The organism is Marinovum sp. 2_MG-2023 (genome assembly GCF_030548265.1).
Lineage (GTDB): Bacteria > Pseudomonadota > Alphaproteobacteria > Rhodobacterales > Rhodobacteraceae > Marinovum.
This window is the reverse complement of record NZ_JAUOSD010000006.1, coordinates 81445-100052: the sequence shown is the minus strand read 5'-3', so window position 1 is coordinate 100052 and position 18608 is coordinate 81445. Positions and strand designations below refer to the sequence as shown.

Genomic DNA, 18608 nt, shown 5'->3' with positions numbered 1-18608 from the left:
CGGGCGCGCCGATTGCCGCCAGCTGCTATTGCAGCTTTCGCGCGGCAGGGTCGAGCCGCACCCGGCGGCGCACGGAATCGGCCCCCCGCCGACCAATGCGCGCAAACACCTCGGTCAACGGCTCATAGGCCACCGCCATGTGATGGGCGTTGGCATGCAGAAACATCTGCTCTGACGCAACCATGCCGACATGCCCCGGCCAGAACAACAGATCGCCCCGTTGCAGGGGCACATGTTGCGGCAGGCTGATGCCCAGAACATCCTCTTGCAGATCGGAATCGCCGGGGCAGTCATAGCCACAGCTTGTCAGCGCCGCCTGGACCAGACCGGAACAATCCAGCCCAAAAGACGTATTCCCGCCCCAAAGATACGGCGTGCCGAGAAAGATTTCGGCCACCGACACCGGGTCATCTTCGATATGGTCAAGCGGTACAAGATGCTGGGTCGGCACCCAGACCGTGGCTGGCCCGCCCTCGTCCCCGGAATGGGTCGCGATCTCGGTCCAGTCACCGCTGCGGCCCTGAACCGCGACCCGCGCGCCATGTGACAGATGCGCAACCTCGTTACGGGCCTTCAGATCCGGTGCCGCCTTGGAATAGGTCATGCGCGCCGCGACGCGATGGGTCGGCTCTGGCATCCCCTGCGCCAAGGCAAGCGTGTCGACATAACCGACATATCCATTGGTCTCGCTATAGCCAAAGGCCATGCGATCCCGCACCTCAAGCACGCGGAAGCTCTCACCCTGGATCAACTCCCGTTCCCGTTTGATCCCCGCCGCATCGCTGATGATCGCCTTGCCCGCGACCACCTGCCAGCTTTCACCATCGGTGAACTCTTCGGCCGCGACACGCCCCATGAGCGAGGAATGCGCCACCCGGCCGTTGGATTTCACAACCCGTTTGTCGCTGGTCACGGCCTAGCCCTCCAGCGCCAGAAGCTCGGGCAATGCCGCCAGAATTGCACGTGCGCCCATGCCGACGCCGCCCTTGGGGCGGGCGGGTTTGGCATCAGGCTGCCAGCCATAAATGTCGAAATGCGCATAGCGTGTTTCGCTGTCGACAAACCGGCGCAGGAACAATGCGGCGGTGATCGCCCCGGCAAACCCGCCTTTTGGCGCATTGTCGAGATCGGCGATCCCCGGTTCGATCATCGTTTCGTATGGGTCCCAGAATGGCATCCGCCAAAGCGGGTCATGCGCCCGGCGTCCCGCAGGTTCCAGCGCCCCTGCCGTGGCATCATCGCTGAAGAACGGCGACAGATCCGGCCCCACCGCCACCCGCGCCGCACCGGTCAGGGTGGCCATGGAGATCACCAAATCCGTGGGCTCCTCGACCGCAAGCGCCAGCGCATCGGCCAACACCAAGCGCCCTTCGGCGTCGGTATTGTTGATTTCAACGGTCAGACCTTTTCGCGACGTCAGGATGTCACCGGGCCGAAACGCCCCCGCAGACACCGAATTTTCCACCGCCGGGATCAACACCCGCAATTGCAAGGGCAGCTTCAGCGCCATGATCATCCGGGCCAGCCCAAGGACCGTGGCCGCGCCGCCCATGTCCTTTTTCATCAGCCCCATGGAGGCACCGGGTTTCAGGTTCAGCCCGCCGGTATCGAAACACACCCCTTTGCCCACCAGGGTCAATTTCGGCCCCTCAGTGCCCCAATGCATGTCAATCAACCGCGGCGGACAATCCGATGCCCGGCCCACCGTGTGAATCATCGGGAAATTCTGTGCCAACAACTCTGTGCCGCTGATCACGTCGCACCCCGCATCAAACTCGGCAGCCAGAGCAGCGGCCGCCGACTGAAGCCCATCCGGCGTCATATCATTCGCCGGGGTGTTGATCAGATCACGGGTCAGCGCCTCGCCTGCGGCAATCGCCTCGATTCGGGCGACATCCACGCCTTCGGGTGCGATCAATCGCACCGCAGCCTTGCCGGTTTTCTTGTATTTTTCAAACCGATAATTGCTTAACAGCCAGCCGAGCAATTCGGCTTCGATGTCTTCGATGGCCTGCGGCAGTCCGCTTTCGATGTGATAGGTGCCCGCAGGCAGGTTTTGCGCCACGGCAGCAAGGGCAAAACGCCCACGCGCGCGATCCTGCGCCGTACCAACCCCACCCAATGCGGCCTTGGCCCCGCCGTTTTCACCGGGAAACAACAGCACCTGGCCGGGTCCGGCCACAAATCCGCCGGTCTCGGCCCAGCTGCGCGCGCCGGCGTCCTGCGCCAGCTTCCAGCCGTCAAACGCCTCGGCAGTCAGCAAAGCCAAAGGAATGGACGGCGTGCCGGGTTCGGCAAAGGTCAGGTCGGGGTGCGACAGCATGAAAAGTCTCCGGACATATGTTTGCCAAAAACCCTAGTCGTTCTGTCAGCGCCCGCAAGGCCCAGATGCCGGCATTCCCAGCCCCCGGTTCATATCCGGCCTACATCAGGAATTCCTGCATCTCCCAAATCGCGCTCAGCGATCGTTCACCGGTGCGCGCCAAGCGTGACAGGGTCGCGGCCAATGCCACAGGATCGGCCTGATCCACACAGGTACACACATCGCGTGCCACATGTGCCAGATCCATCATGCCAACCTGTTCCGCGATTTTTGCCAATGACCGCAGACATTTGCGCAGATCCGCCAATTCGCCGCGCTTGTGCAGCTTATTCGCATAGGACATGCGCACCGCAATTTCCTCCAACGCGCGGCAAACCACATCTTCGGCCCCTTCATTGCCCATTTGCCGGTAAAGTTCCTGAATTCGGTCCTGATCCAACCGAACGCCTTCTTCATATGCTAACATGCGCACCTGTTCCAAATTCTCACCTTTCCTCACAGCCCCCACAGCTTGGGTGCACCATGATGGCAAAGAGTTTGCGAAACCTTGCCGCAGAAGCATAATATTGCTCGAATTCGTAGAAGTTTGCGCCTATTTACCAGTGTCAGACCTGCCGCAGCGACCAGACACAGACGGGAGTCCGCCGATGCTACATGCCAAACCATTGCCGAAATACCTGGTGCAACGTTACCAGGGCTGGAAGGCCACAGATTACGCCGAAAATGCCGCATGGTATAAACGTCTTGCGACAGAGGGTCAGCGACCACGTGCGATGGTGGTGTCCTGCTGCGACAGCCGGGTGCATGTGACATCCATTTTTGGCGCCGACACCGGGGAATTTTTCATTCACCGCAATATCGCCAATCTGATCCCGCCCTACGCGCCCGACGGCGACCATCACGGCACATCCGCTGCGGTGGAATATGCGGTTACGGCGCTGAATGTCGCGCATTTGATTGTTCTGGGGCATTCGCAATGTGGCGGCGTGCAAGGATGTATCGACATGTGCGACGGCCACGCGCCCGAGCTTGATCGCCCGGACAGCTTTGTTGGACGCTGGATGGATATTCTGCGCCCCGGGTATGAAGCGATCAAAGATCTGGAAAAAGGCGAACAACAATCGCGCGCTCTGGAAAAACGATCGGTTGTGATCTCGCTTGAGAACCTGATGACCTTCCCGTTTGTGTCAAGCAGGGTCGACAGTGGCGAACTGTCCCTGCATGGGCTTTGGACCGGGATCGGCGAAGGCGCTCTGGAAGAATATCTACCGGCGTCGGATCAATTCCGCCCGGTGGGATAACAGGTTACGCTCCCGGTTGGCCTTGGCCAACTTGGGGCGACTGGGCCTGAGGCTCTTGCAAGTCTCGGGCCGGAATTTGGGTCTGAGCGGCCTTTCAGGCCAGAATCGTGCCCTGCCCGGTTCCGTCATGCGACGCCAGAACCCGCGCCCGCCCCAAGCGGCGCGACAGCGACTGCAACGGATGACCGAGAAATTTGCAGGAACAAATACGTTCGCCGCTGTCTGAATCGGTCAACACCAACCGGCCCTTGTGAAACCCAAGCCCAAAGCCCTTGCGCGCCAGTTTGCGCCGCAGATTGGCCCAGCTGGTGGCTTGCTGAAAGACCGGCTGCAACAGCGACCGCAACAAGACCCCGGTTTCACAATCCAGCCGATTGCTGGGTTGTGCACCGCGCCAGCGTGTCTGTGACGGGCCGGATACTGCGATGAAATCCTGGTGGTGTATCATGTCCTTAACTCCGTTCCACGAACCTTTGATCCATCAAGGTTTCCATGAAAATGCGTCAGAAACGCGGCCACATTTTTCAGATATTGCGTAATGTTTGCGACGGGCAACACTTTATTTCAGCGCCGTGAATGCGACATCAATCGACCGTGCGTTTACCGATGGTTTACCAAGTTGCGCAAATCTGGGCCGCATGCGGTGGCAACAAATCCATATGAAGATTGACACCCCGCTTTTGCGGGCGACAGAACATCTGGCCCGTGAGCGGGATATCACGGTCGGGCAAGTCGTGCGCGATGCGCTGGCCGCCGAATTGCGACGCGTGCGCCGAAATGCGAAGACGCCTGTCAGGGCGGATGAGCGGCTCCTCACGCCCTTGCGTGCGCTCCTCGCGGCGGACATGGCCGCGGCGAAAAACTGGCTGGATCTGCAAAATAAATTGAAATCAAAAGGTTACGATCTGCGCGAGGCGGGCGGCGGCCTTGCGATGTACAATTTCCCCGAAGGGGTCCGACTGTGCAAAGCCTCGGAACTGGGCGCCAGCTATGCCACCTTGATGCGCCGATTCAAGGCCCCATTCCCCGGTCACGCCCACCGCCATCTGGTCGATCGGGTGCTGGAAACCACACCGCAAACCGGGGATGGCATCGCACCGCCAAACACAAAAAGAGCCGCCCGAAGGCGGCTCTGAAAACGTCGTAACACGAAGAAGGCGTCACCCTTTTTTCAACACCCGGTTGCCCAGTGTTTCGGCGATTTGCACCGCGTTCAGCGCCGCACCTTTGCGCAGATTGTCACTGACGCACCACAGATTCAGACCGTTTTCGATGGTCGAATCCTGACGAATGCGGCTGATAAATGTCGCAAAGTCGCCCACACATTCCACCGGGGTGACGTATCCGCCGTCTTCGCGTTTGTCGATCACCATGATTCCCGGCGCTTCCCGCAGGATGTCACGTGCCTCATCTTCATCGAGGAATTCCTCGAATTCGATGTTCAGCGCTTCTGAGTGGCCGACAAACACCGGCACCCGCACACAGGTCGCGGTGACCTTGATCGCCGGATCGACGATCTTTTTGGTCTCGGCCACCATTTTCCATTCCTCTTTGGTCGATCCGTCTTCCATGAAGACGTCGATATGGGGAATGACGTTGAATGCGATTTGCTTGGTGAACTGCCGGGCCGGCTTGTCGTCGGTCGGGTTATAGACCGCTTTGGTCTGGTCCCACAGCTCGTCAATGCCGTCCTTGCCCGCGCCGGACACCGATTGATAGGTGCTGACCACAACCCGTTTGATCCGCGCACGGTCATGCAGCGGCTTCAACGCCACAACCATCTGTGCGGTCGAACAATTCGGATTGGCGATGATGTTCTTTTTCGAATAGCCCACGATGTCATCGGCATTCACCTCTGGCACGATCAAAGGCACATCCGGGTCGTAGCGATACAGCGACGAATTGTCGATCACCACACAGCCCGCAGCCGCCGCGATGGGCGCATATTTCTTGGTGGCCTCAGAGCCGATGGCAAACAGCGCCATGTCCCAGCCGGAAAAATCGAAACCTTCGATATCCTTCGTCTTGAGCGTCTTGTCGCCAAAGCTCACCTCTGTGCCCAGCGACCGGCGGCTGGCCAGTGCTGCGATTTCGTCAACCGGGAATTCCCGTTCGGCGAGGATGTTGAGCATTTCGCGGCCCACGTTGCCAGTGGCGCCTGCGACGACGATTCGATACCCCATAGGTTCCTTTTCCTTCGACTTCGGTTCAAATGTGCGCCTGATACAGCAGTGCCGCCCCGGTTAAAAGGGTCCATACACAACCGTGACATAGCGGTGCGCGCAAAGCACAAACGCGCACGCCATGAATCACGCAATGAATAAGGGCCGAAAATCCGTTGCGGCAATCAGGCCGCGACGTAGAGCCCCTGCGCCTTGATCTTGTCGAACGCCTGATCCAGCGACCGCGTGGCCCGTTCGATCAAGATGTCGATCTCTTCCGGGGTGATGACCAAAGGCGGCGAGACAATCATCCGGTCCCCGACATGCCGCATGATCAGATCATTACCGAAACAGATGTCGCGACAGACCCAGCCCACTGTGCCCGCTTCGGCGGCGAATTTGGCGCGGGTCGCCTTGTTCGGGGTCAGGGCAATCGACGCCATCAGGCCGGAAATCTTTGCCTCGCCCACCAGCGGATGATCGGCCAATGCCTCCCATTTCTTTTTCAGATAGGGGCCAGCGACGTCACGCACATGTTCGACGACCTTTTCATCCTCCAGAATGCGCAGGTTTTCCAAGGCGACCGCCGCGGCCACCGGATGCCCGGAATAGGTATAGCCGTGGTTGAACTCGCCCTGTGCGATCACATTCGCCACCTCGTCACACACAACAGAGCCGCCAATCGGCGCATAGCCCGACGACAGCCCCTTGGCGATGGTCATGATGTGGGGGGTGATGCCGACGGTCTGCGACCCGAACCAATTGCCGGTGCGGCCAAAGCCACAGATCACCTCATCCGCGATCAATAGAATACCGTATTTGTCGCAAATCCGCTGGATTTCCGGCCAATAGCTGTCCGGGGCGACAATCACACCGCCTGCGCCCTGCACCGGTTCGCCGATAAAGGCACCTACCCGCTCGGGGCCAAGCTCCAGTATCGCGGTCTCCAGCTCCTGTGCGCGGGCCAGCCCAAATGCCTCTGGGTCCATGTCGCCGCCTTCGGCCCACCAATTCGGCTGATTGATGTGGTGAATGTCCGGGATCGGCAGACCGCCCTGGGCATGCATTCCCGACATCCCGCCAAGCGACCCCGATCCAACGGTCGAGCCGTGATAGGCGTTCTTGCGGCTGATGATGATATTGCGCTCTGGCTGGCCCTTCATGGCCCAGTAATGGCGCACCATACGAATGTTGGTGTCATTTGCCTCGGACCCGGACCCGGCAAAAAACACATGGTTCAGATCACCCGGCGCCAGTTCGGCAATCTTTTTCGCCAGCGCAATCGCGGGCACATGGGTGGTCTGGAAAAACGTGTTGTAATACGGCAATTCGCGCATTTGCCGTGCGGCCACATCGGCCAGGCTGTCGCGGCCATAGCCGATATTCACACACCAAAGCCCGGCCATGGCATCCAGAATTTCCCGACCTTCGCTGTCGGTGATCCAGATGCCATTTGCACGGGTCATCACACGTGCGCCTTTTTCGGCCAACGCGCCACCCGCAGTAAAGGGATGCATGTGATGGGCGGCGTCCAGCGCCTGAAGCTCTTCGGTCGGCGGGTGATTGGTGATCATGTTCATGGCGGGGTTCCTTGCGCGCAACACTCTTTGCCGCAGAATATGATCAAATTATGCGCTGTCAATCGAATCAGCACGCAGCGCCCCCGCAAGCAAGCTTATGCCAGCGTCTCCAGAATCTGTGCGATGCCCTGACGCACATCTTCTTCCATGGCTTTTGCCGCGGCAGAGGCATCGCCCTGCGCCATCGCGGTCAGGATCGCCTTGTGCTGATCCGGCAAATTCTGGGTGCCATACCGACCACAGACCACCCGCAGCGATGGCCCGAATCGAAGCCACAGCCCCTCGGCCAATTCCTGAAGGATCGGGGCCTGCGCCAATCCATAAAGATGCAGATGAAAGCGATAGTTCTGTTCCAGATATCCGCGCACATCCCCCTGAGAGATGGCCAGATCCAACCGATCGTCAATCGCCGCCAAGGCCGCAATATCGCCCGAGGTCGCAACCAGACAGGCCCGGCGCGTCAACTCTGGCTCTATTGCCACGCGGGCATGGATCAACTCGCTAATGGCCCCGGCGTCCAGCACCGGCACCGACACCCGGCGATTGCCCTGAAAGCTCAGCGCGCCCTCGGCGGTCAATCGCCGGATTGCTTCGCGCACCGGGGTCATGCCCACATCGAGACCCTCGGTCAGCCCCTGGATTGTCACCGGCGCACCGGGCGGCAATTCCCCAAACAGCAACAAATCACGCACGCGGCGATAGACCTGTTCATGCACGGGCAGCATGGTTTCAGCGGGCTGTTTCGCGATCTCGGTCATCTGCCTGATTTTTCGCCTCTCGATGGGGTCTTGCGACTTTACCCTGCCCGTGGAAGCATTTCCATATTGCCAGGTAAGGCATAATTTGATCAAATCGGGCCAAGGCGGCAAGCACAAATGACCGTCATGAACCCCACGGGAGCCGAAAATGAAGAATTCTCTGATGATTTGCACCGCTGCGCTGGCCCTCAGCGCCGGCATGGCGGCAGCGGAAGAGGTCCGGGTCTATAACTGGTCCGACTACATCGACGAAGCACTGCTGGAAAAATTCGAGGCCGAAACCGGCATCGAACTGATCTATGACGTGTTTGACAGCAACGAGGTTCTGGAAACCAAGATGCTGGCCGGTGGGTCGGGCTATGACGTTGTGGTACCAACCGGCACCTTCCTGCAACGCCAGATTCAGGCCGGCGCGTTCCAGCCTTTGGACAAATCCAAACTGCCCAACATTGGCAACATGTGGGATGTGATTTCGGATCGCACCGCGAAATATGACCCCGATAACGCCCATGCCATCAACTATATGTGGGGCACCACGGGTCTGGGTGTGAACCTTGGCAAGGTCCGCGAAATCCTGGGCGAAGACGCCCCGGTGGATAGCTGGGATTTGGTGTTCAAGGCCGAGAATATGGAAAAGCTGGCCGATTGCGGCGTGCATTTCCTCGATGCGCCTGCGGAAATGATCCCCGCCGCGCTGAACTATATCGGCGAAGACCCCGACAGCCATGACCCGGAGGTGATTGCCAAGGCCGAAGCGGTCTTTGCGCCGGTGCGCGACTATATCCAGAAGTTCCATTCGTCGGAATACGTCAACGGTCTGGCCAATGGCGACATCTGTGTTGCGGTCGGCTGGTCCGGCGATGTGCTGCAATCGCGTGACCGCGCCGCCGAGGCCGACAATGGCGTCGAAATCGGCTACTTCGCCCCCAGCGAAGGCGCGCAGATGTGGTTCGACATGATGGCCATTCCGGTCGACGCGCCCAACCCCGAAGGCGCGCTGACGTTCCTGAACTTCATCATGGACGCCGAAAACATGGCCGCCGCGTCGAACTATGTCTACTACGCCAACGGCAACAAGGCCTCGCAGGAGTTCCTCGAAGAGGATGTGATCACCGATCCGGCGATCTATCCAACGCCCGAAGCAATGGACAACACCTATACCACCACGCCATATCCGGCCAAGGTTCAACGTGTGGTCACCCGGCTCTGGACCAAGATCAAGTCCGGCACCTGATCCACTTTTCACGCCCGCGCCACCCCGGTGCGGGCGTTTGCCTTTGCAGGAGCGTACATGGCTGAATCTGTCTTTGCCCCCTGGAACGATCCGGATGAAAAACCGCTGATCCAGTTCCGCAATGTCACCAAACGGTTCGGCGATTTCACCGCAATCGACAACCTGACCCAGGACATCTACGCGAAGGAATTCTTTGCGCTGCTCGGCCCGTCGGGCTGTGGCAAGACGACGATGATGCGCATGTTGGCAGGGTTTGAAACCCCCACGGATGGCCAGATCCTGATCGCCGGGCAGGACGTCGCCAATATCCCGCCGAACAAACGCGCGGTGAACATGATGTTCCAATCCTATGCGCTGTTCCCGCATCTGACCGTGGCGGACAACATTGCCTTTGGCCTGAAACGCGAAGGCAAACCGAAGGACGAAATCGCGGCGCGCGTCGCCGAAATGCTGCGCCTGACCAAGCTGGAACGCTTTGGCGCCCGCAAACCGCATCAGATTTCCGGCGGCCAACGGCAACGTGTCGCGTTGGCCCGGTCATTGGCCAAAGCGCCGAAACTGTTGTTGCTGGACGAACCTTTGGGCGCGCTGGACGCCAAATTGCGCCAGCAAACCCAGTTCGAGCTGATGGATATTCAGGAAAAGACCGGCACAACCTTCGTGATTGTCACCCATGATCAGGAAGAGGCGATGACCGTGGCCTCCCGCGTTGCGGTGATGGACGAGGGCCGGATTGTGCAGGTCGCCACCCCCGCCGACATCTATGAACAGCCGAATTCGGTCTATGTCGCGGATTTCATTGGCGATGTGAACATTATCGAAGGCACCGCAACCCCCGGCAGCGCCGGGTATGACATCGCATGGGCCGAGGGCCAGTCGGCCTTTCACGCCAAATCAACCCGCGACTTTGCCAATGGCCAACGCTGTTTTCTGGCGATGCGCCCGGAAAAGGTGGCGATCAGCACCGATGAGCCGGACGCAAGAAACAAGATCGCGGGCAAGATCATCGACATCGCTTATCTCGGCAATATCTCGACCTATCACGTCGAACTGCCCGGCGGGCGGATGATGAAGGCCCAGACCGCCAACACCCGCCGCCTGTCGCGCCGGACGCTGACATGGGAAGACCCGGTCTGGCTCAGCTGGACAGACACCGCCGCCGTGATGTTGGAGGGTTGAGGGGATGCGCCGCCTGACCCTGATTGCCGTGCCCTATCTCTGGCTTCTGGCGCTGTTCCTTGTGCCTTTCCTGATCGTGTTCAAGATCTCGCTCTCGGACACAGCGATCGCAATCCCGCCTTACACCCCGACGCTTGATCTGGCGGGTGGCTGGGCCGCGGTGCGCGCCTTCCTGTCCCAGCTCGACATGGAAAACTATATCTGGTTGACCGAAGACGCGCTGTACTGGAAGGCTTATCTGTCGTCCGTCAAGATCGCCTTTATCGCGACGGTGCTCACCCTCTTGGCGGGGTATCCCATGGCCTATGCCATGGCACGTGCCGCGCCGGAATGGCGGCCCACGCTGCTGATGCTGGTGATCCTGCCATTCTGGACCTCCTTCCTGATCCGGGTCTATGCGTGGATGGGCATCCTGTCGAACGAGGGGCTGTTGAACGCCTTTTTGTTGTGGACCGGGCTGATTTCCGAGCCTCTGGTGATCCTCAACACCAATACCGCCGTCTATATCGGCATTGTCTATACCTACCTGCCGTTCATGATCCTGCCGATCTATTCCGCGCTAGAAAAGATGGATGACAGCCTGCTGGAGGCGGCCGAAGACCTCGGCTGTTCGCGTCTGACCGCATTCTGGCTGGTCACGGTCCCCCTGTCGAAACAGGGCATCATCGCGGGCTGTTTCCTTGTCTTTATCCCGGTGGTCGGCGAATTCGTGATCCCGTCATTGCTGGGCGGGTCTGGCACATTGATGATCGGCAAAGTGTTGTTTGAGGAATTCTTCAACAACCGCGATTGGCCGGTGGCCAGCGCCGTGGCGGTGATCCTGCTGCTGATCCTGATTGTGCCAATCATCCTGTTCCAGCGTAATGAACAAAAACAGCGCGAGGCCGAAGGATGAGACGTTTTTCCGCTTTCAATGTGGTCTCGCTGACGCTGGGGTTTGCCTTTCTCTACCTGCCGATGATCATTCTGGTGATCTATTCGTTTAACGAATCCAAACTGGTGACGGTCTGGGCCGGGTTTTCCACCAAATGGTACGGCGAATTGTTGCAGAACGAGGCCTTCCTCGACGCCGCATGGGTCACGATCCGGGTTGCCGTGGTCAGCTCGACCATCGCCACGGTTCTGGGCACGATGGCGGCACTGGTACTGGTGCGGGCCGGGCGTTTTGCCGGGCGCACGCTGTTTTCCGGCATGATCTATGCGCCGCTGGTGATGCCAGAGGTGATCACCGGCCTGTCGCTGTTGCTGTTGTTCATCGGCATCGGGCTGGACCGGGGCATTGTGACCATCATTCTGGCGCATACCACGTTTTCGATGTGCTATGTCTCGGTTGTGGTGTCGTCACGTTTGGTCAGTTTTGACCAATCGCTGGAAGAGGCCGCGCTGGACCTCGGCTGTACGCCGTTTGACGCCTTTCGCCTTGTCACCCTGCCGATCATTGCGCCTGCGGTGATTTCCGGCTGGCTTCTCGCCTTTACCCTGTCGTTGGATGATCTGGTGATTGCGTCCTTCACCGCCGGGCCGTCGGCGACCACCCTGCCGATCAAGATCTTCTCGGCCGTGCGTCTGGGCGTCAGCCCGGAAATCAACGCGCTGTCGACCATCATGATCGCCATTGTGACCGTCGGGGTCATCACCGCATCTCTGGCATCAAAACGCGCCAGCACCCGGCAACAGGCCGAAGAACGCGCCGCAATGCGCACCAGCTGATGCGCCGCATCTACGAAGATTGGGCCTATTCCGACGCTGCGGTTCAGGATTGCCTTTGGCGCAGGGACGTTGCGCCAAACCCGCCCCTGCAAGACACAGCAGCCACAGAGGTCGCCATTATCGGGGGCGGCTTCACCGGATTGTCCGCCGCATTGCATCTGGCACAGGCCGGGATTGGCGCCACAGTGTTAGAGGCCAAGCACGTCGGCTGGGGCGCCTCCGGGCGCAATGGCGGCTTCTGCTGTCTTGGCAGCAGCATGGTCAGCAATGGCGAATTGCAACGCAAATACGGGCCCGATGGCCGCCAAAGCCTACGCGACGCCGAAAAAGCCGCCATTGCACTGGTTGGCGACCTGCTGGACGACCATGGTATCGCGGCGGATCGCCATTCAGAAGGCGAAACCATCCTTGCGCATCGCCCGCGCCACATGGCCGCGCTGCGCCATGAACTGCCCAACATCACGCAGGATTACGCAATCACGCCCATCCTGCATGACGCAACCGACCTGACCGCGCTGGGGATAAGCGGCCCGTTCCACGGAGGAATGACCATCCCGCTTGGCTTTGCGCTCAACCCCGGAAAATATGTCCATGGTCTGGCTGACGCGGCCAAAGACGCCGGTGCCATCCTGCATGACAGCTCCCCGGTGACCGCGATCACCCGAAACGGCGGCTTCACCTTGACCACCCCCGGCGGGCAGCTCCACGCCAAAAAACTGATCCTCGCCACCAATGGCTACTCAAGCGAGGATATCCCCGACTGGCTGCGCGCCCGTTATCTGCCACTGCAATCCAACATCATCGCCACCCGGCCCCTGACCCAAACCGAACTAGCCGCGCAGGGCTGGACCAGCCGACAAATGGCCTATGACACCCGCAGCCTGCTGCATTACTTTCGGCTTCTGCCCGACAATCGTTTTCTGTTCGGGATGCGCGGCGGCGTCTATGCCACCCCGCGCAGCAACGCGCGCCTGCGGGCCAGAATCCATCGCGATTTCGAAACAATGTTCCCTGCCTGGGCCGCGGTGGAACGCCCGCACTTCTGGTCTGGCCTGGTCTGTCTGGCGCGCAATCGAACGCCCTTTGTCGGGCCGATCCCGGACATGCCCGGCGCCTTTGCCAGCCTCGCCTATCATGGCAACGGCCTGGCGATGGGCACCTATGGCGGCAAACTTCTGGCGGATCTGGTCCAGGGCAAACGCCCCGACACCCCCTATCCGACCACCTTTGCCGCACCGCCGAAACGTTTCCCGCTGCGGCACCGGCGCCGCGCCTTGATTGCCGCGCTTGCCGCCGGATTATCTCTTATTGATGGCTGAATGCCCCCCCCCTGAATGTCTGGGGGACTTCTTCTGTTCAAAAATATCCCGGGGGACGGCCAAAGGCCGGGGGGCTGGCCCCCAGCCATATCTCAGGGCTTGCGCCGCGTCGGCGACTGCATGCCATTGCCCGTCCGTTTGCCAGGCTTGCCGCGCCCTGCGCCCTTGGGGGGGGCAAATCGCTTCGAGGTATCAGAGGCCCCGGGTCGCGGTCCTGCCGGCTTGCTGCCCGATGGCTTGCCACCGGACGGCTTGCCGCCACCGGGTTTGCCTGCCGGTTTACCGCCAAATTTTCCACCGGGCTTGCCGCCGCCCTTGTGCGCTGGTTTGCCCGGCTTGTCGAAACCACGCTTGGCACCGTCACCATCATGCTTCGCCACAGGTTTCCCTGCGGGCTTGCTACGCGGTTTCGCCGGCGCATGCACCTCTGGATCGACCGGGGCGGGTTTCGGCTTGGGGGCCGGTTTCGGCGCGCGGCTTTCTGCACCAGACTGATGGCGCTCTGGCGCGGGACCACGGGGTTTGTCGGACCCGCGTTTGTCGCCTTTGTAAGGCGCCTTATGCGCGGGTTTGCGCGACGGAGCGGACTCTGACTGACGGGCAAAACCCGGCGTGCCCTCAAACCGGCGCACGGTCACACCATCCTCCAGCACACCGTTTTCACCCAGTTTCGACAAGAACCCCGACGCGCTGGCCTCGGTCAGCTCCACAAAAGTCTCGCTCTGCTGCACCCGGATTGCACCAATGGCATCCTTGTCCAGACCACCGGCCCGGCACAGCAACGGCAAAATCCAACGCGGCTCGGCCCGGTCATCCCGGCCCACCGACAGCGCAAACCAGGCGCTCGGCCCAAAGGGCTTGCGCTCTTTGCGTTCGGGACGGGCATCCGGTGCGGCCAATTCCTCTGGCGCAGAATTGCGCGCCCGGTAAAGCCGCAGATAGGCCGCCGCAATCGTTTCCGGCGAATGCAAATCCAACAGACGCGCCGCAAAATCCGCTTCATCCGGGGCAATCTCTGCCGCCCATTGCGGATCGTTCAACAGCCGCTCTTCATCGCGCTGCAACACGTCTTCAAAACTGGGCGCCGTCCCCCATTCCGCAGTGATCTTGGCGAATTTCAGCAGGCGCTCGGCCTTTTTCACCACTTTTGGCGGCACGATCAACGCCGACGTCCCCTTGCGCCCGGCGCGACCGGTACGGCCGGACCGGTGCAAAAGACTCTCGGCATTCGACGGCAATTCCGCGTGGATCACCAATTCCAGGTTCGGCAGGTCAATCCCGCGCGCCGCCACATCGGTCGCCACACAAACCCGCGCCCGACCGTCCCGCATCGCCTGAAGCGCATGGGTCCGCTCCTGTTGGCTCAACTCGCCCGACAGGCACACAACCGAAAACCCGCGGTTCGACAAACGCGCAGTCAACCGGTTGACCGTTGCCCGCGTGTTGGCAAAGACAATCGCGTTCTGCGCTTCATGGAACCGCAAAACGTTGATAATGGCATTTTCAGCATCCTGATGCGCCACGCGCAGCGCCTGATAGCTGATATCGGCGTGCTGGCTTTTCTCGGACACGGTTTGAACGCGCACGGCATCGCGTTGATATTCTTTGGCCAGCTTGGCAATCATCGGCGGCACAGTCGCGGAAAACAGCAAGGTCCGCCGGTCTTCCGGCGCAGCGCCCAGCATGAATTCAAGATCTTCGCGGAACCCAAGGTCCAGCATCTCGTCCGCTTCGTCCAGCACCACAGCCCGCAGGCTGGTCATGTCCAGCGCACCCCGGGTGATGTGATCGCGCAGACGACCGGGCGTTCCGACAACAATATGCGCGCCCCGTTCCAGCGCCCGGCGTTCGGTCCGTGTGTCCATCCCCCCGACACAGGACACAACCCGCGCACCGGCCTTGGCATAAAGCCACTCCAACTCGCGCATCACCTGGAATGCCAATTCACGGGTTGGCGCAATGATCAAGGCCAGCGGCGCCGCCGCCGGTGCGGCCATTGTGGCCCCATCCAGCAAGGTCGGCCCAATCGCCAACCCAAACCCGACGGTCTTGCCCGACCCGGTCTGTGCCGAAACCAAAAGGTCCGCAGCATGCAATTCGGGATCGGTTACCGCCTCCTGCACAGGCGTCAATGTATCGTAACCACGCTCGGCAAGCGCATCAAGAAGGGGCTGGTTCATCGCGAAACCGTTCTGCAAAGGGGCACCCGGCAATTCGCCTCATCACGAGTCGGGGCCATAGGTGAAAAAGTGCCCACTAAAGCAAAGCCCGCCATATGTATACCTCACAATGACGAAACTGCGGCATCAACACCCCCTAACAGCACTTTATCGCCACCACAGACGCCATCTCAATTTCATCTGACCAGAAATATCCCGGGGGGTTTGGGGGGCTGGCCCCCCATCTATCCTGCGGTTTGGCGGGACTGCCCGCCATACATCCTGTGGTTTGAAGAGACTGCCCGCCACCGATCCAACGCATCCCACAGCCAAACCCGATGTCGCCAGCCCCCCAACACCCGGGTCTGGAAATTCTGACCTTCCCTTTGGCCAACACATTTGCCACAGTTTATAAGAAAACACAGCCAGGCCGATGTAAACCGGCATAACATTACCCATATCCACTGCAAGATTTGCAAAAAGGGGGAATTTCCATGTCCAATTTCGACGCCCAACTGCGGGAAAGCCAAACCCAGGTTGCCGAAGCTCAATCCAAGATTTCCGAAATCACCAGCCGCATCGACACCGCCCGCGAAAAGATGAAGCAGGGCATCGAAACCGACATTGACGTGGAAAACGCCACCCTTCAGGACGTGCACAACCACACCAGCGTCATGAACGCCAATATCGCCGAGCTGATCATGGGGCTGGACGATGTCACGGCCGCCTTTTCCCGCGATTTCGACGAAATGCGGTCGAAGACCGGCTGGGAGAGCTTTGTCGGCTTCTTCTCCAAGGACCGCTCTGATGCGCTGCGTCAGGAACGGATGAAGACCGCCAATATCGACGACAAATTGCAGGATCTGATCTCGAAATCCGACATCATCACCAAGCTGCTGGAAAACCAGTTGGCTGTCCTGACCGAACAGAAATCCAAGGTCGAAACCAACCTGACCGAAACCCTGGACGAACGCGAATTCACCGTCGGTGAGTTGGAGGCCCTGAAGGCCGAGATCCTTGGCATGGATCCCAAGATCATCGAAGTCGAAAACAAGATCGCGGTCGAACAAGACGCCGCCGCACGTACCAAGCTGGAAACCGAGCTCGCCGATCTGAACAAGGCCTATAACGATCTGGTCCAGCAGGAGCAGGTCAAGCTGGCCAAGAGCCAGACGCTGGAACGCTATATCGAAAAGGGCAAATCCTGGGTCGACAGTCTGCAAAACCAATCCGCGACCCAGATGGTGCTGATCAACAAACTGCAAACAGACACCAAGCAACGTGTGGTGCTCTATGATGCGCTGTCAAAATCGCTGAAAACCGCCCAGCAACAGGACGTGGCCCACCGGATCAACGAAATCGGCGTGAAAACGGATCAGGAGGCCCAGACCGCCATGGCCGCCATCGGCACCGCAACCAACCAGAAAATGGCCGACATGCTGGAATCGCATGAGGATCATATGGTGTTTGCGCGTGAGGTGCTGGAGGCCAAGGCCAAGGCCGACGAACGCTTTGCTCGTCGGTTTGCGTCGATTGTCGAAAAGCATGACAGCAACGCCTATGGCGGCTGATCCCGCATGTCACGTGGGGCTGTTGTCACCATCTGCCTGATTTTGGCGGTTGCAATTTTCGGGGTGATCCTGTTCTCGGACGGCTGTGCCGAGGATGGGTGCAACCGGTTTTTTCAGGCCCTGCGCGGCCTGTCACGCGCCGTACAGGCGTTTTGATCCAGAAGGATGCCATGACTGACGTTGTCACCGAACACCATGGGCTGACCGAAACCTTCGCCAGCCGCCGCTACTTTCAGAAGTTCGAGGCAATCACCGGCCATTTGGGCCGAGTTGCCGGTGTTATGGAGGCCGAAGGCAGTCTTGACCGCAACGATGTGAAAATTCTTGCGCGCTACATTCGCGGCATCGCCTATACGTTCAAGGCGCTCAGCATGAAATATCTTCTGGTCGGGCGCGACACCGGGCAATTCTTTGGCTCTTTGGCCATCGACGACAGCGAAAGCGGCTTTCCGGCGTTTCAGGAGCTGCTTGTCATGGCCAATGACGCCCAGCAGGCGGACCAGCACCTGGAAAACATGCCGTCGGCAAATGCGCTGAAGGATCAGATGATCAGCCAGATCATCACCGACAAGGCGCTGCCGACCAAGCTGCAATTTGCCCTGTCCCAGCGGCTGTATTACGAAGAATTGGCGCGCGGGCATCTGTTCTGGGCCCGCATGGACCCGCGCATCGATTGGGTGTCCGGGTTTGAAAACCGCCGCAGCTACCGCATTCATTGGGCGGTCTATGACAGCCAGATCAACCTGCCGACGATCTATCTGCTGGAACTGGACGACAGCGGCAGAACCGCCCTGCCCAAGGATGAACGCCGCTGGCCCGAGGTGCAGCGCCATTTGATGGGCCAGAGCCTCGGCGCGCTGAAGCTTCTGACCATTGCGCGCGGCTTTGACGAAAGCTTTGACGACCTGCACCCCAAGCGCCTGCGCCGGTTTCACATCGGGCCGATGTATTCCCATGCCTTCACCCGCCAGACCGGGCCAATCCGCGATGTGCTGGCCGAGGCGAAATCCCCCCCGGGCGAGGATTGGACCCTGGCCTGGACCTCGGAAATGCTGGAAAGCGAACGGGTAAAGGAAGAGCGCGCCGGATGGTTTTCCACCGTCGAGCGTGAGGTGTTCGCGCTTGACCCATTTTCGGGCCGCGGCATCGACACCGGTGCGACCGAAACCAGCCGCGCCATCATCCTGCCGCAACGCCCGTTTCAGGTGCTGGCCGAAAAGAACCCACCCGGTTTTGCCAATGTGCGCAAATTCGTGGTCAGCCCCGGCGGCCGCGTCCTTTCCTATTGACCCGATGGGTGCGCCTTCACCGC

General features: G+C 60.0%; 18 protein-coding genes. 10 read left to right on the top strand and 8 right to left on the bottom strand.

The genetic code is table 11. The features are described 5' to 3' along the window. Positions 1 to 25: 25 nt before the first annotated feature. From Q4577_RS09175 to Q4577_RS09165, 3 genes are all read right to left on the bottom strand, one after another. Positions 26 to 913, bottom strand: coding sequence for an NlpC/P60 family protein (locus Q4577_RS09175; protein ID WP_303468252.1), 888 nt, complete (start codon positions 911 to 913; stop codon positions 26 to 28). Positions 914 to 916: 3 nt separating this feature from the next. Further along, complete coding sequence (locus tag Q4577_RS09170) at positions 917 to 2323, bottom strand: M17 family metallopeptidase (RefSeq protein ID WP_303468251.1); 1407 nt, start codon at positions 2321 to 2323, stop codon at positions 917 to 919. A gap of 100 nt (positions 2324 to 2423) precedes the next feature. After that, positions 2424 to 2789 carry a hypothetical protein gene (locus Q4577_RS09165; protein WP_244690901.1) on the bottom strand — a complete coding sequence of 122 codons (366 nt, stop codon included), beginning with the start codon at positions 2787 to 2789 and terminating at the stop codon, positions 2424 to 2426. Between the two features lie 181 nt (positions 2790 to 2970). On the opposite strand from Q4577_RS09165, the gene Q4577_RS09160 reads away from it, so the two are divergent. Continuing rightward, positions 2971 to 3624: a carbonic anhydrase gene (locus Q4577_RS09160; RefSeq protein ID WP_244690902.1), complete on the top strand. Its 654-nt coding sequence runs from the start codon at positions 2971 to 2973 to the stop codon at positions 3622 to 3624. Positions 3625 to 3718: 94 nt separating this feature from the next. Here Q4577_RS09160 and Q4577_RS09155 read toward each other — a convergent pair whose 3' ends face one another. Further along, positions 3719 to 4072: a hypothetical protein gene (locus Q4577_RS09155; RefSeq protein WP_303468250.1), complete on the bottom strand. Its 354-nt coding sequence runs from the start codon at positions 4070 to 4072 to the stop codon at positions 3719 to 3721. A gap of 211 nt (positions 4073 to 4283) precedes the next feature. On the opposite strand from Q4577_RS09155, the gene Q4577_RS09150 reads away from it, so the two are divergent. Beyond that, positions 4284 to 4760: a hypothetical protein gene (locus Q4577_RS09150; RefSeq protein ID WP_303468249.1), complete on the top strand. Its 477-nt coding sequence runs from the start codon at positions 4284 to 4286 to the stop codon at positions 4758 to 4760. 24 nt (positions 4761 to 4784) lie between these two features. On the opposite strand, the gene Q4577_RS09145 is transcribed toward Q4577_RS09150, so the two are convergent. The 3 genes from Q4577_RS09145 to Q4577_RS09135 form a co-directional block, all read right to left on the bottom strand. Then, positions 4785 to 5807, bottom strand: coding sequence for an aspartate-semialdehyde dehydrogenase (locus Q4577_RS09145; RefSeq protein ID WP_244690905.1), 1023 nt, complete (start codon positions 5805 to 5807; stop codon positions 4785 to 4787). 164 nt (positions 5808 to 5971) lie between these two features. Continuing rightward, the gene (locus Q4577_RS09140; protein ID WP_303468248.1) at positions 5972 to 7366 is read right to left on the bottom strand and encodes an aspartate aminotransferase family protein; all 1395 of its coding nucleotides are present in this window, start codon (positions 7364 to 7366) and stop codon (positions 5972 to 5974) included. A 95-nt stretch (positions 7367 to 7461) separates the two neighbouring features. Continuing rightward, the gene (locus Q4577_RS09135; RefSeq protein ID WP_303468247.1) at positions 7462 to 8124 is read right to left on the bottom strand and encodes a GntR family transcriptional regulator; all 663 of its coding nucleotides are present in this window, start codon (positions 8122 to 8124) and stop codon (positions 7462 to 7464) included. 148 nt (positions 8125 to 8272) lie between these two features. Here Q4577_RS09135 and Q4577_RS09130 point away from each other — a divergent pair, with 148 nt between their 5' ends. Genes Q4577_RS09130 through Q4577_RS09110 form a run of 5 tightly spaced genes read left to right on the top strand, consistent with a single transcriptional unit; the run spans position 8273 to position 13566 of the window. Beyond that, positions 8273 to 9358, top strand: a complete 1086-nt coding sequence (locus Q4577_RS09130; RefSeq protein ID WP_303468246.1) for a polyamine ABC transporter substrate-binding protein — start codon at positions 8273 to 8275, stop codon at positions 9356 to 9358. A 57-nt stretch (positions 9359 to 9415) separates the two neighbouring features. Then, on the top strand, positions 9416 to 10537 hold the full coding sequence (locus Q4577_RS09125; RefSeq protein WP_244690908.1) for an ABC transporter ATP-binding protein: 1122 nt from the start codon (positions 9416 to 9418) through the stop codon (positions 10535 to 10537). Positions 10538 to 10541: 4 nt separating this feature from the next. After that, positions 10542 to 11432: an ABC transporter permease subunit gene (locus Q4577_RS09120; RefSeq protein WP_303468244.1), complete on the top strand. Its 891-nt coding sequence runs from the start codon at positions 10542 to 10544 to the stop codon at positions 11430 to 11432. After that, positions 11429 to 12247 carry an ABC transporter permease gene (locus Q4577_RS09115; RefSeq protein ID WP_244691013.1) on the top strand — a complete coding sequence of 273 codons (819 nt, stop codon included), beginning with the start codon at positions 11429 to 11431 and terminating at the stop codon, positions 12245 to 12247. The genes Q4577_RS09120 and Q4577_RS09115 overlap by 4 nt, the downstream gene beginning before the upstream one ends. Beyond that, positions 12247 to 13566: an FAD-binding oxidoreductase gene (locus Q4577_RS09110; protein WP_303468243.1), complete on the top strand. Its 1320-nt coding sequence runs from the start codon at positions 12247 to 12249 to the stop codon at positions 13564 to 13566. The genes Q4577_RS09115 and Q4577_RS09110 overlap by 1 nt, the downstream gene beginning before the upstream one ends. A gap of 92 nt (positions 13567 to 13658) precedes the next feature. Here the strand turns inward: Q4577_RS09110 and Q4577_RS09105 are convergent, their stop codons facing one another. Then, on the bottom strand, positions 13659 to 15746 hold the full coding sequence (locus Q4577_RS09105) for a DEAD/DEAH box helicase (RefSeq protein ID WP_303468242.1): 2088 nt from the start codon (positions 15744 to 15746) through the stop codon (positions 13659 to 13661). Between the two features lie 473 nt (positions 15747 to 16219). Here Q4577_RS09105 and Q4577_RS09100 point away from each other — a divergent pair, with 473 nt between their 5' ends. Genes Q4577_RS09100 through Q4577_RS09090 form a run of 3 tightly spaced genes read left to right on the top strand, consistent with a single transcriptional unit; the run spans position 16220 to position 18585 of the window. Then, positions 16220 to 17296, top strand: coding sequence for a hypothetical protein (locus Q4577_RS09100; protein WP_244690911.1), 1077 nt, complete (start codon positions 16220 to 16222; stop codon positions 17294 to 17296). A gap of 6 nt (positions 17297 to 17302) precedes the next feature. Continuing rightward, on the top strand, positions 17303 to 17452 hold the full coding sequence (locus tag Q4577_RS09095) for a hypothetical protein (protein WP_244690912.1): 150 nt from the start codon (positions 17303 to 17305) through the stop codon (positions 17450 to 17452). A 14-nt stretch (positions 17453 to 17466) separates the two neighbouring features. Next, positions 17467 to 18585 (top strand): hypothetical protein, encoded by a 1119-nt coding sequence (locus Q4577_RS09090; RefSeq protein ID WP_244690913.1) that lies wholly within the window; start codon positions 17467 to 17469, stop codon positions 18583 to 18585. Positions 18586 to 18608 lie beyond the last annotated feature (23 nt).

Bases quoted from the DNA above. Each gene is read 5' to 3' on its own strand.
- Q4577_RS09170 (WP_303468251.1), bottom strand. From the start codon at position 2,323: ATGCTGTCGCACCCCGACCTGACCTTTGCCGAACCCGGCACGCCGTCC.
- Q4577_RS09165 (WP_244690901.1), bottom strand. From the start codon at position 2,789: ATGTTAGCATATGAAGAAGGCGTTCGGTTGGATCAGGACCGAATTCAG.
- Q4577_RS09160 (WP_244690902.1), top strand. From the start codon at position 2,971: ATGCTACATGCCAAACCATTGCCGAAATACCTGGTGCAACGTTACCAG.
- Q4577_RS09155 (WP_303468250.1), bottom strand. From the start codon at position 4,072: ATGATACACCACCAGGATTTCATCGCAGTATCCGGCCCGTCACAGACA.
- Q4577_RS09150 (WP_303468249.1), top strand. From the start codon at position 4,284: ATGAAGATTGACACCCCGCTTTTGCGGGCGACAGAACATCTGGCCCGT.
- Q4577_RS09145 (WP_244690905.1), bottom strand. From the start codon at position 5,807: ATGGGGTATCGAATCGTCGTCGCAGGCGCCACTGGCAACGTGGGCCGC.
- Q4577_RS09140 (WP_303468248.1), bottom strand. From the start codon at position 7,366: ATGAACATGATCACCAATCACCCGCCGACCGAAGAGCTTCAGGCGCTG.
- Q4577_RS09135 (WP_303468247.1), bottom strand. From the start codon at position 8,124: ATGACCGAGATCGCGAAACAGCCCGCTGAAACCATGCTGCCCGTGCAT.
- Q4577_RS09130 (WP_303468246.1), top strand. From the start codon at position 8,273: ATGAAGAATTCTCTGATGATTTGCACCGCTGCGCTGGCCCTCAGCGCC.
- Q4577_RS09125 (WP_244690908.1), top strand. From the start codon at position 9,416: ATGGCTGAATCTGTCTTTGCCCCCTGGAACGATCCGGATGAAAAACCG.
- Q4577_RS09120 (WP_303468244.1), top strand. From the start codon at position 10,542: ATGCGCCGCCTGACCCTGATTGCCGTGCCCTATCTCTGGCTTCTGGCG.
- Q4577_RS09115 (WP_244691013.1), top strand. From the start codon at position 11,429: ATGAGACGTTTTTCCGCTTTCAATGTGGTCTCGCTGACGCTGGGGTTT.
- Q4577_RS09110 (WP_303468243.1), top strand. From the start codon at position 12,247: ATGCGCCGCATCTACGAAGATTGGGCCTATTCCGACGCTGCGGTTCAG.
- Q4577_RS09105 (WP_303468242.1), bottom strand. From the start codon at position 15,746: ATGAACCAGCCCCTTCTTGATGCGCTTGCCGAGCGTGGTTACGATACA.
- Q4577_RS09100 (WP_244690911.1), top strand. From the start codon at position 16,220: ATGTCCAATTTCGACGCCCAACTGCGGGAAAGCCAAACCCAGGTTGCC.
- Q4577_RS09095 (WP_244690912.1), top strand. From the start codon at position 17,303: ATGTCACGTGGGGCTGTTGTCACCATCTGCCTGATTTTGGCGGTTGCA.
- Q4577_RS09090 (WP_244690913.1), top strand. From the start codon at position 17,467: ATGACTGACGTTGTCACCGAACACCATGGGCTGACCGAAACCTTCGCC.